Consider the following 372-nt stretch of genomic DNA (forward strand, 5'->3'; position numbering starts at 1 on the left):
GGGTAAGGAGCGCGCCGCAGTCCTGCGAAAACTGTACGACCTCATAGTATCGAATGTCGATGATCTTGCCACTATCCTCACCCTAGAGATGGGGAAACCATGGACGGAGGCGAAGGGAGAGATTCTTTATGGTGCATCCTACGTCGAGTGGTTCGGTGAGGAAGCAAAGCGAGTCTACGGCGACACCATTCCAGGTCATCAGCCGGATAAGCGCATCATCGTGATCAAGCAGCCCATCGGAGTTGTTGGGGCCATCACGCCGTGGAACTTCCCGAATGCAATGCTTGCCCGCAAGATGGCCCCGGCAATCGCTGCCGGCTGCAGCATGGTATCAAAGCCTGCGGCTCAGACGCCCCTATCCGCGCTCGCTCT

The 372-nt window shown here is 57.5% G+C and carries 1 protein-coding gene; it reads left to right on the forward strand.

Annotated features, from left to right (window positions below; genetic code table 11):
• A partial coding sequence (locus tag EN861_RS34465) for an aldehyde dehydrogenase family protein (RefSeq protein ID WP_135928220.1) occupies positions 1-372 on the forward strand: 372 nt, incomplete at both ends.

Source organism: Mesorhizobium sp. M8A.F.Ca.ET.218.01.1.1, from assembly GCF_004791165.1.
Taxonomy (GTDB): Bacteria; Pseudomonadota; Alphaproteobacteria; order Rhizobiales; family Rhizobiaceae; genus Mesorhizobium.